The sequence below is a fragment of the Alistipes sp. i18-0019-D1 genome (assembly GCF_042852885.1).
GTDB lineage: Bacteria > Bacteroidota > Bacteroidia > Bacteroidales > Rikenellaceae > Alistipes.
The window spans coordinates 934062-946157 of record NZ_AP031424.1; the positions used below are offsets into that span (position 1 = coordinate 934062).

At 60.7% G+C, this 12096-nt stretch carries 8 protein-coding genes; all 8 read left to right on the top strand.

Annotated elements, in window-relative coordinates:
- The first annotated feature begins 8 nt into the window (after positions 1-8).
- The 8 genes from ACGHP5_RS03820 (at position 9) to ACGHP5_RS03855 (ending at position 12044) form a co-directional block, all read left to right on the top strand.
- Entirely contained in the window at positions 9-1595 is a 1587-nt protein-coding gene (locus ACGHP5_RS03820; RefSeq protein ID WP_390568082.1) for a PKD-like family lipoprotein, read from the top strand.
- A gap of 153 nt (positions 1596-1748) precedes the next feature.
- A complete protein-coding gene (locus tag ACGHP5_RS03825; RefSeq protein WP_290533227.1) occupies positions 1749-2339 on the top strand; it encodes an RNA polymerase sigma-70 factor in 591 nt (196 codons plus the stop codon).
- A 110-nt stretch (positions 2340-2449) separates the two neighbouring features.
- On the top strand, positions 2450-3433 hold the full coding sequence (locus ACGHP5_RS03830; protein ID WP_295903997.1) for a FecR family protein: 984 nt from the start codon (positions 2450-2452) through the stop codon (positions 3431-3433).
- Between the two features lie 37 nt (positions 3434-3470).
- On the top strand, positions 3471-6827 hold the full coding sequence (locus tag ACGHP5_RS03835; protein ID WP_390568084.1) for a SusC/RagA family TonB-linked outer membrane protein: 3357 nt from the start codon (positions 3471-3473) through the stop codon (positions 6825-6827).
- A gap of 21 nt (positions 6828-6848) precedes the next feature.
- Positions 6849-8729, top strand: coding sequence for a RagB/SusD family nutrient uptake outer membrane protein (locus ACGHP5_RS03840; protein ID WP_390568086.1), 1881 nt, complete (start codon positions 6849-6851; stop codon positions 8727-8729).
- Positions 8730-8763: 34 nt separating this feature from the next.
- Positions 8764-9138: a BACON domain-containing protein gene (locus tag ACGHP5_RS03845; RefSeq protein WP_337772308.1), complete on the top strand. Its 375-nt coding sequence runs from the start codon at positions 8764-8766 to the stop codon at positions 9136-9138.
- 234 nt (positions 9139-9372) lie between these two features.
- Complete coding sequence (locus tag ACGHP5_RS03850; RefSeq protein WP_290533232.1) at positions 9373-10677, top strand: DUF1080 domain-containing protein; 1305 nt, start codon at positions 9373-9375, stop codon at positions 10675-10677.
- An 86-nt stretch (positions 10678-10763) separates the two neighbouring features.
- Entirely contained in the window at positions 10764-12044 is a 1281-nt protein-coding gene (locus ACGHP5_RS03855) for a Gfo/Idh/MocA family oxidoreductase (protein ID WP_290533233.1), read from the top strand.
- Positions 12045-12096: the final 52 nt, after the last annotated feature.

The following is a 12096-nucleotide window of genomic DNA, read 5'->3' on the forward strand; positions in this document are numbered from 1 at the left end:
CAACGACCATGAGAAAACACACCCTATATCTGTTGCTGGCAGGCTGGGGCCTGCTCACCGCGTCGTGCTACGACGACAAAAGCACGTTGCAGACCACCCATATCCCGCCCGTGGAGATCGAAGTGCCGGAAGCCATCGCCTCGCAACTGACGGTGGTGCACAACGCGCGGCTCGACATCACGGGCATCCGCATCACCAAAGACGGCAGGGAGAATCCCGAGGAACTCGCCTACGAATGGACCGTGAGCCAGACCGACAACGACTCGGAGGCGATTTCGCTCGCCACGACGCGCGAGTTCCACGAAGTGATCGACCTGCCGATCTCCTCGAAGGGCTACCTGTTCCTGCTGACGGTCACCGACACCGCCCACGACCTGAAGTACCAGTACAAGTGGACGCTCATCGTGACGGCCCAATACAACGAAGGGCTTGTGGTGGCCTACACCAAGGACGGAACCACCTCGGACCTGGGACTGATCATGCACCCGCAGCTGACCGAGACCTACTCGGGCGCGGAGCAGGGAACCGTCGAAAAGGAGCTGGTCAGCCGGCGCAACGGCGGTCCGTTCCCGTCGGCGGTCACCCACATGCTCTACACCTACGACAAAACCGACAAGAAAAACATCCTCTGGGTGTCGACCGGCGACGACCTGATGCGCGTGGAGACCGACTATTACGAAATCCTGGGCCACAAGGAGGAGGCGTTCGTCTACCTGCCCGGAAAGCTCGACGTCCGGAGCCTGCTCAACACTTACCAGTGCACGATGATCCTCAACGACGGCGACATCTACGAAACGCTGCTCAGCCGCGGACGCATCTCGACGCCCGTCAGCGGGACCGAGACCATGACCGTCGACAACGGCGTCGTTTCGGCCCACTCGGCCCCGGGCAGCGCCCGCAGACCCAGCACGATCTTCTACGACCGGGAACAGGGCAAGTTCTGCTACGGCTACAACCAGACGTTCTATGCCTGCGGCAGCGTGGCCTCGTCGCCCTTCGACCCGGGGAACGCCCCCGGCCTGCGGTGCATCGCGGGCGGCATCAGCATCGACAACGCCACCCATACCCTGCTGATGCAGAAAGCCGACGGCAACCACGCGCTCTACACCTTCGGCAACTACTCCGCTTCGGCCGGCGCACCCACCGCCAAGCTGATCTACGAAATCCCCGCGGAGGCCAACGCCGTCATCGCCGAAGCCGTGAGCTTCGTCTTCTCGCGCCTCGACCCGATCCTCTACATCGCCACCCGCAGCGCCGTCTACAAGGTGATCTTCACGACGGGCAGCGTCAATTTCGACCCGGCGCCCGTCTTCACGGCCCCGGCGGGCGAGCACATCACCCAGGCCCGTCTCTACCTGCAGGGCTACTACGCCATGGAGAACTACGACGGTTCGTCGACCCTTCCGAGCAACGCCTCGCTGGCATGGAACGCCCGCGCGGTGACGGTGGTCACCTCGAAGGACGACATGAACGACAAGATACACGTCGTGCCGCAGGTCAACTTCGGCAGCGGACAGCTCGACCAGCCGAACGCGCTGGTGTTCGACGGATTCGGCAAGATCCTCGACTTCACCGTCGCCGGGCTTTACAAGTAGCCGGCGCCGGACCCGAAACACAACCGATGCCGCAGATGTTTTTAGAGCGTCTGCGGCATTTTTTTACTTTTTTTGTTATATTTGCTCCGGTTTCACGCCCGAAAAGCGACTGAAACCGCTCGAAACAAAAAAGCATCAGGACGGACCCGACAAATGCACAGCGAATCCAAACGGTATGATTTCGAACGGCTCTACATCGACTGCCAACCCCGGCTGACGGCCTACGCGCTACGGTTCGTCAACAATCCCATCGAGGCGCAGGACCTGGTTCACGACTGCTTCATGGCGCTGTGGGACCGGCAGGCTCCCCTCGACACCGAAGAAGCCCGCATGCTGCTGTTCGCCATGACCCGCAACCGCTGTCTCAACTACCTGAAGCACAAAAGCATCGTCGACAAATATACGGTCAGCTACCTGGCCCGGGCGAAAGTCGGGGAGGAGCGTCTTTACAACTACGATTTCTCCTTCGCCGAGAACGGGCATCCCTACCTGTACCAGGAGTTGGAACAGCAGATACAGCGCATCATGGATTCGCTGCCCGAACGCTGCCGCGAAGTGTTTCTCCTCTCCCGGTTCCAGGGGTTGAAGAACCGGGAAATCGCCGAACGGCTCCACATCTCCCTGCATACGGTCGAGCGGCACATCCAGCGCGCCCTGCGCATCTTCGCCGAGGCACTCGAACGCGAACAATCCGTTTACCTGCAAATACTGATCCTCGCCTGGCTGATGAACCAGCCGTCCTGAAGCCTTCCAGGCGCGAATTTCAAAAAATATGCGGATTTTTTCCGGAACCGGGGGGGGGGTAAAATCCGCCCCGGTTGTTGTATTTATGTATGCGTACAACAACCGCCCCCATGAACGAAAGCCTGAAAGAACTCGCCGTCCGCTATTTCGAAGGACACATCGCCCCCGAAGAAGAGTGCGAACTCTTCGGATTCCTCGCCGCCTCGCCGGAAAACGCCGCCCGGATGCGCGAATGGGAACAGGAGTGGAAACAACGGCACATGCCGCCGGCCGACGTACTCCGTTCGCTCGCCCTGCTCAACGAGAAAATAGAACGGCGCGAAAACCGGATCCGTGCCCGCCGCCGCTGGCTTCGGTTCTCGGCCGCAGCAGCCGTACTCATCCTGGTCTCGACCTTCACCACCCGGTATTTCATACACACCGAAGCCCCCGTGCAGCTGTTCTCCGTACAGGCTCCCCAGGGAACCAACAGCCGCATATCGCTGCCCGACGGCAGCCAGGTGTGGCTCAACGCCGGATCGACCCTGAGCTACCGGTCGGATTTCAACCGTTCGTCACGCGACATCGGCCTTTCGGGCGAAGCCTACTTCGAGGTGGCCCGCAACGCCGACCTCCCCTTCCGGGTGCAGGCCCGGGGCTGCACGTTCACCGTACTGGGCACTAAATTCAACATCTCGGCCTACGACGACGATCCCGACGTGCTGGCCGCTCTGATGGAAGGTTCGCTGCAATTCGAATCGTCACGCAGCGCGGAAACGATGGTTCCGGGCGACCTGATCACCTACGACTGCCGGACGATGGAGGCGTCGCGCAGGCAGGTCGACACCGACCAGTTCCGCAGCTGGATCGACGGCATCATCCGCTACGATGCGATCTCCCTCCCGGCCCTGCTCCGGCGGCTCGCCCGCGAGTACGACGTGAAGATCGAACTCTGCACCGACGCGTTCGACGACAAGACCTTCCGCATATCGCTCACCGAGGCGCAGGACATCGAATCGATCATGAGCGGGCTGTGCGACATCCTGCCGATCAGCGTCAGACGCGACACCTGCGGCTACCGCGTCGACAGCCGCCCCCGAAAAACCAAACCCTGAAAAACTTCTTTCCAAACAAACCTAAATCTTAAAACCTATGCATGTAAATCTCCTATTCAAGAAGATTGCAGCGTTGATCCCGTGCCTGCTGCTGGCAGCCGCACTCAACGCGCAAACCGTCACCAAAGCCTTCCGGAGCGTTCCGCTGAAAACGGTGCTGGAGGAGGTGGAGCGGCAAACCGGCTACTCGATCCTCTTCGAGAACGAGGACGTCGACGTCAGCAGTCCGGTCACGGCGACATTCAAGGACGCAACGCTCCGGACCGTCCTCGACACGGTGCTCGACAAATCGCTGCGCTATACCGTTAAAGGGGGGGGGAAACTGGTCACCATCTCCCGGCGTTCGCCGGTCTCCGCTCCGGCGGCCCCGAACGGGGAACTGACCGTCTCCGGCACGGTCATCTCCTCGACCGACAACCAGCCCATCGTCGGGGCCAACATCTACGTTGAAGGCACGAACGTCGGCACGACCACCGACGCCGGCGGCAACTACAAGCTGACCGTGCCCGCTTCGGCCAAAACGGTCACCGTTTCGTTCCTGGGCTACGACACCAAAAAAATCTCCGTCCGGGACATCCATCTCTTCAAACTCATCACGCTGGCCGACGCTTCGAACAAACTCGAAGACGTGGTGGTGGTCGGCTTCGGCGTGCAGAAGAAGGAGTCGCTCGTGGGCGCCGTGCAGTCGGTCAAGCCGAGCGACCTGCAAACCTCGTCGAGCAACCTCTCGACCTCGTTCAGCGGCAAGATCGCCGGCGTGATCGCCGTGCAGAAATCGGGCGAGCCGGGCGCCGACGGCGCAAGCTTCTGGATCCGCGGAATCTCGACCTTCGGATCGGGACAGTCACCGCTGCTGATCCTCGACGGCGTGGAGATCACCAACCAGATGCTCAACAACATCCCGCCCGAAACCATCGAGTCGTTCTCGGTGCTCAAGGACGCCACGGCCACGGCCCTCTACGGTTCGCGCGGAGCCAACGGCGTGATGATCATCACCACGAAAAACGGCCGCGACTCGGAGAAGATGACCATCAACCTGCGCGCCGAGTTCGGCGCCTCGGCCCCGACCCGCGTTCCGAAGGTCGCCGACGGCATCACCTACATGGAGACCTTCAACGAGGCCCGCACCACGCGCGGCGAGAAACCCTATTACAGCAACGAGAAGATCCTGGGAACCAAACTGGGACTCGATCCTTACGTCTACCCCAACGTCGACTGGTACGACATGCTGTTCAAGGACTGCACCTTCAACCAGAACTTCAACTTCAACATGACGGGCGGCGCCAAGAAGATCGACTACTTCCTCAACGCTTCGGTCTACAACGAGAACGGCATCATGCGCAAGCCCGAGGCCTCGAAATTCGACACCAACATCAACGCGCAGAAATACCTGTTCCAGGCCAATGTCTCGGCCGACGCCACCAAGACCACCCGCGTGTCGCTGAAGATGAACACACAGCTGCACTACCGCCACGCCCCGATCCAGAGCGTCTCGGACCTCTTCGCCTACGCCATGACCGGCATGCCCTGCGAATTCCCCGCGACGCTGCCCGGCGAGGACTCGGACACGTTCGTACGCTTCGGCACGAACAACGCCTGGAACAGCGGCTTCTTCACCAACCCCTACGCCCAGCTGTGCCGCGGCTACGGCGACCAGTTCCGCGGCCACTTCACCTCGGCGCTGACCGTCAACCAGAACCTCGACTTCATCACCAAGGGCCTGAGCGCAACGGGCATGGCGACCTTCTACAACCGCGTCTACTCGGCCGTCTACCGCTCGTTCACGCCGTTCATGTACCAGCTGACCGACTACGATGTCGACGAGGCGGGCAATTACAGCTACACCAGCAACTCGACCAACACGGGAACCACCTACCTGGGCACGACGCGCGGCAAGGACGGTTACCGCGAGCTGGCGTTCCAGGCAAAGATCGACTACACCCGCACGTTCGGCAAACACGACGTGGGAGCGACGATCGTCTACCTGCAGAAGGAGCGTAACATGAACATCTCGGACGAGCAGGAGTACGCCGCGCTGCCCTACCGCCAGCAGGGACTCGCCGGGCGCGTCACCTACGGATTCGACAAACGCTACCTGTTCGAAGCCAACTTCGGCTACAACGGTTCGGAAAATTTCGCCGCAGGCAAACGTTTCGGATTCTTCCCGTCGGTGGCCGTGGGCTGGGTGGTTTCGAACGAGCCGTTCTGGAAGGGTATCAAGGAGCAGGTCAGCCTGTTCAAACTTCGCGCCTCGTACGGACTGGTCGGCAACGACGTGATTTCGTCGGATTACAGCGACCGCTTCCCCTACCTCACGACCGTCGACATGGGACAGGGCTACGACGTCTATATCGGCAACAACTTCGAGCGTAAGTACGGTCCCATCCTCTCCGTCTACGGCAACCCCAACGCCACGTGGGAGGAGAGCCGCAAACTCGACATCGGCGTGGAGATCGGCCTGTTCGACAGCCTGAACATCATCTTCGACTGGTTCAAGGAGAAGCGCTCGGGAATCTTCATGCAGCGCACGTCGCTGCCTTCGACCTTCGGCATGTCGGGCATCACGCCGTGGGCCAACATCGGCAAGGTCGACAACCACGGAGTCGACATATCGGTCGACTACAACAAGGCCTTCTCGAAGGACCTGATCCTCTCGCTCCGCGGAACGTTCACCTACGCCCACAACGAGATCGTGGAAATGGACGAACCCAAATACAAATGGGCCTACCAGTACAAGGCCGGACACCCGATCAACTCGATCCAATGCCTGATCGCCGAAGGGCTTTTCAGGGACGAGGAAGACATCGCCTCCTCGCCCTCGCAGGACATCTACGCCACGACCTACCCCATCCGCCCGGGCGACGTGAAATACCGCGACCTGAACGGCGACGAGATCATCGACGACAACGACATGTGCTGGACGGGCAACCCGACCGTCCCGGAGATCATCTACGGATTCGGATTCTCGCTCAAGTACAAGGGATTCGACTGTTCGGCCTTCTTACAAGGACAGGGCAAGGTGTCGATCATCATGTACAACTACCACCCCTTCGCGACAGCCGCGACGCCCGGTTCGGGACTGATGCAGTGGATCGCCGACGAGCACTGGAGCGAGGACGACCCCAATCCCAAGGCTCTCTACCCGCGCCTGTCGCCGCTGTGGAACAACAACAACACCAAGGCCAGCACGCTCTACGTGCGCAACGGCAAGATGCTGCGCCTGAAGACCGCCGAGATCGGCTACACCTACAAGAAAATGCGCGTCTACGTCTCGGGAACCAACCTGCTGACCTTCGCCCCGTTCAAGTACTGGGACCCCGAGAAGGGTTCGGGCAACGGCCTGGGATACCCGCTCCAGCGGACGTACAACCTCGGATTCCAGTTCAATTTCTAACCCAACACACAGCAAAAGACCATGAAAAAGATAATCTTCGCACTTTCACTGCTGCTGCTATGCTCCTGCTCCTACCTCGACGTCGTGCCCGAAGGCAAAGCCTCCGAAGAGGACATCTGGAAAACGGAGGAGCAGGCCGAGAACTACCGCTACTACATGCAGACCTACATGCCCAATCTGATCGGGTACGACTGGTCGCCCGACCAGTTCGCCGGCGACGACTTCATCACCGGAGCCCGCGGCACGACCTACTATTTTTCGAGCAAGAGCCTGCTCTACGGCGAGGAGAACGCCAACCTGACCTATTTCGGCCGCTGGGCCCCGAACTGCACCAGCGGCGGCACGAACTACGATATCTACCGCGGCATCCGCTACTGTTTCTACCTGCTGGACAACATCTACAAAGTTCCCGCAGTCTCGCAGGAAAACGCCGACCGTTACGCGGGCGAGGCGTGGTTCCTCGTAGGATATTACCACCAGTGCCTGCTCGAATACTACGGACCGATCGTACTGGTCAAGAAGTTCATCCCCATCGACGCGCCCGAATCGGAGATCCTCACTCCGCGGACGCCTTACGACGAGTGCGTGAAGTACATCGCCGAGTGTTACGACAGGGCTGCCGGGCTGCTGCCCGACGTGGTCGGCGAGTCCGAACTGGGTCTTCCCACGAAAATGGCCGCGCTCAGCTACAAGGCCCGCCTGCTGCTCTACGCCGCCTCGCCGCTGGTCAACGGCAACGCCGACTACATCGGATTCAACAACCCCGACGGCACGCCCCTGATGAACACGACCTACGACCCGGAGAAGTGGAAGCGGGCGCTGGACGCGGCAGCGGCGGCGATCGCTCTGGCGGACGAGATCAATCCCGACACGAACAAGCCGAAATACGATCTCTACGCCTCGGCCGATTCGAGCCTGCCCGACGACGAACGCGGCCGCAAGAACTACCACGACGCCTTCGTCGAAGAGACCTGGAACGGAGCCGAATTCATCCTGGCCAAAGGCGCGCAGAGCGGCATCCAGGCCTTGCAGCGTTACGGCGGACCGCGCTCGATCAAGGGCAACATGTCGAAAGGCTGGAAAACGACCCTCGTGCCGACGATGGAGGCCGTCGAGATGTACTACACCAAGAACGGGCTGCCGCTCGACGTCGACCCGCTGACCAAGGACGAAGACCTCTACAGCGTCGCCCCGGGCGACAACACCGCCCGCCTGCACCGCAACCGCGAACCCCGCTTCTACGCCTCGATCGGTTTCGACCGCGGCACGTTCGAGGTCGACGACAAGATCCTCACGCTCCAGCTCCGCGGCGGCGAACTGCACGGCTCGACGCTCAAGGAGACCGACGAATACCAGAGCTGCACGGGCTACCTCTGCCAGAAATGGATTCACAAATCGAGCTCCTACAACCAGTCGAAGAACTCCTACAACTACCGCAAATACGCCTATCCCTACCTGCGGCTTCCGGAGCTGTTCTACAACTACGCCGAAGCGGACTTCGAATACAACGGGTCGCTGAGCAGCCAGAGCCTCGAATACCTCAACCGGGTGCGCAAACGCTGCGGACTGCCCCGCTTCCAGGATTCGTGGGCGCTGGTGGGCGGCATTCCCTCGGGCGAGGAACTGCGCAAGGTGCTGCACCAGGAGCGTTCGATCGAGTTCCTGTTCGAAGGACGCCGTTTCCACGACCTGCGCCGCTGGAAGGAGGCTCCCGAGGTGATGAACAAGGAACCCCGCTCGTGGAACCGCGACGGAAAGACCCAGGAGGATTTCTACCAGGTGATCCCGGCCAACCAGGGAGGCCGCGTCCGCGTTTTCGAATCGCCGAAGAGCTACTGGCTGGCCATTCCCATGAGCCAGATCAACAAGAACCCCAACCTGGTGCAGAACCCGGGCTATTAATCGATTGTCACACGCCAAACAACAAGATAAAGAGATGAAAAAACTGCTCTGTTCAATACTCGTCGGCCTGGCCGCACTGTCCGTAACGGGATGCGACGACGACGAAGCGAAACGCCCCGATTTCGCCGTATCGACGGCCCAATGGACCTTCTCCCAACAGGAAGGCATGCAGCGCATGATCGTATCGGCCCCCGGCGCATGGACGCTGACCGGGATTCCCGGCTGGATGACCGTGACGCCCGCGGAGGCGGCCGGTCCCCGCGAGATCACGATGACCTACACGACCAACGAAACGGGCGCTCCGCGCAAAGCCACGCTGACCGTCACCTGCGGGAACGAAACACGCACCATCGGCGTGGAGCAGGAAGCCGCCGTTCCGGAACCTGCGGCCGCCGGACTCCGCATGTAACCGCCCGGCGCGGCCCGTAACCAGGAAAATGTCACAAATTTATATCACTGTGACATTTTTTTATGCTTTCGGCGTTCGTTTGCTGCGTTAAAATAATTACTTTTGTAAAAATTCACGAAAGCATTCGGAATCCCCTTCCTTTGCAAAACGAAACTTCCCGTTTTGTAAAGGAAACGAACCGGGTGATTTTCGTACGCGACAACCGCCAACCAAGAAACCTCTAATATTGAACTCATGAAACCGAACCCAAGCCGTAATCTGTTCCGCACCCTGTTCGGGGCGGGACTCCTCGCAGCCAGCCTCTGCTCCTGCTGCCCCAAGCACAACACCCTCACCCAGGCCGAAATCGCCGACGGCTGGCAGTTGCTCTTCGACGGCAAAAGCCTCGACCAATGGAAAGACTTCAACGGAGACTCGCTGACGATGCCCTGGCACGTCGTGGACGGCTGCATCCAGGCCAAAGGCGACGGGAGCGACCTGTCGGGATACATCGTCACCAAAAAGCAGTATGAGAACTTCATCCTCGACTGGGACTGGAAGCTCTCCTACGGCGGCAACAGCGGCATGCTCTACCACGTGGTCGAGAATCCCTATTTCAAGGTTCCCTACGTCACCGGGCCGGAGTACCAGCTGATCGACAACGAAGGCTGGGAGGCGACCAACGCCCCGACCCGGCTCGAAGAGTGGCAGAAGCTGGGCGTAGACTACGCCATGCACCTGCCGAATGCTGATTCGCTGTTCGTGAATCCGCAGGGGGAGTGGAACTCGTCGCGCATCGTGTGCGACAACGGCCACGTGGAGCATTGGCTCAACGGCCGCAAGATCCTCGAATTCGAAGCCTGGACCGACGACTGGTTCGCCCGCAAGAACAGCGGCAAGTGGGAGACGGCTCCCGAATACGGACTGGCGCACCGCGGCGTGCTGTGCCTCCAGGACCACGGCTACCCCGCTTCGTTCCGCAACCTGAAAATCAAGGAACTGCCCCGCAAGGCCGGCCGCGAGGCCGAACTCTTCAACGGCCGCGACCTCTCGGGATGGGAAGCCTACGGAACCGAGAAATGGTATGTCGACAAGGACGGCCTGCTGGTCTGCGAGAGCGGTCCCGACAAGAAATACGGCTACCTCGCCACGCGCGAATACTACGATGATTTCGACCTGACGGTGGAGTTCAAACAGCTGGCCAACGGCAACTCGGGCGTCTTCTTCCGCTCGTTCGTCGAGCCGCCCGTGAAGGTCCACGGCTGGCAGTGCGAAGTGGCTCCGAAGAACCACGACACGGCGGGCATCTACGAGTCCTACGGCCGCGGCTGGCTGGCGAAGATTCCCGACGAGAAGGAGTCGATCCTCAAGGAGGGCCAGTGGAACACGTTGCGGCTCAAGGTCCAGGGCGACCGCGTGCAGACGTGGCTCAACGGCGAAGAGATGGTGGACCTCACCGACGCCAAAATCGGAGCGGCGCAGGGACGCATCGCCCTGCAGATTCACGACGGCGGCGGCATCAAGGTGCTCTGGCGCAACCTCCGGCTGACGACCCTGTAAACAAACGGCGGTTCCCCCTTCCGGACGGAACCGCTTTTTCCATTCCACATTTATCGACAGCATTCAAAAACACAACCTGAAATACTATGAGTAACCGCAGAGATTTTCTGAAAAAGGCAGGCGGACTGGCGCTGCTGACCCTCGTGCCGCGCAGCGTGCTCGGAGGCCCCAAATTCGTCGCCCCGAGCGACCAGCTCACCAAGGGCATCATCGGCGTGGGCGGCATCGGCAAGAGCAGCTACCACTTCACCTCCAACGATGCGTGCCGCCTGGTGGCGGTGTGCGACGTCGACCGCAAGCACCTCGAAAGCGCCGTCGCGCTGGGCCGCAAGAAGTTCGACAAGACTCTCGAAAGCTATCACGACTACCGGGATCTGATCACCGACCCCAACGTCGACATCGTACACATCGCCACCCCGCCCCACTGGCACGGTATCATGGCTGTCGAGGCGGCCAAGGCCGGCAAGGACATCTGGTGCGAGAAGCCGATGACGCGCACCATCGGCGAGGGCAAGCGCGTGGTGGAGGCCGTCAGGCAGAACGGGCGCATCTTCCGCCTGAACACCTGGTTCCGATTCAAGGACACCTTCTACGGACTGGGTACGACGGTAGAACCGCTCAAGAAACTCGTCGACAGCGGCCTCTTGGGATGGCCCCTCAAGGTGACCATCTCCGGAGCCACGGGATTCACCTGGAAATTCTTCTGGGTGGGGCAGGAGAACCTCCGTCCGCAATCCGTTCCGGAAGAGCTGGACTACGACATGTGGCTCGGACCGGCACCCTACAAACCCTACAACAAACACCGCGTGCATGCCACTTTCCGCGGGTACTGGGACTACGACGGCGGCGGCCTCACGGACATGGGCCAGCATTACATGGACCCCGTGCAGTACCTGCTGGGCAAGGACGGCACGTCGCCGGTGAAGATCGAGGTCGACGCTCCGCAGCAGCATCCCGACGCCGTGGGCATCTGGCGCAAGATCGTCTACACCTACGACGACGGCTGCCAGATCGTGCTCGAAGGCGAGGGTTACGAGAGCAAGGGCAAGGTTCCCTACATCGAAGGACCGCTGGGCAAGGTCTACCAGGGCTTCGAGTGCACGATTCCCGACGTCATGGAGAAGATCGCCGAAATGCCCGACCCCGAACCGCAGAACACCGATTTCCTGGCATGCGTGCGCAACCGCGAACCTTTCGCCCTCGACGAGATGAAGGGCCACCGCAGCTCCACGCTCGTAAACCTCGGCACCTGCGCCCTGCGCCTGAACCGCACGCTGAAGTTCGATCCCGACAAGCAGCTTTTCGTCGGCGACGAGGCCGCCAACCGCCTCATCGACCAGCCGATGCGCACGCCGTGGAAAATCTGATAACGTCCAAAACCTGAAAAAAACATGAAGAAGATCTTTATCACCATACTCC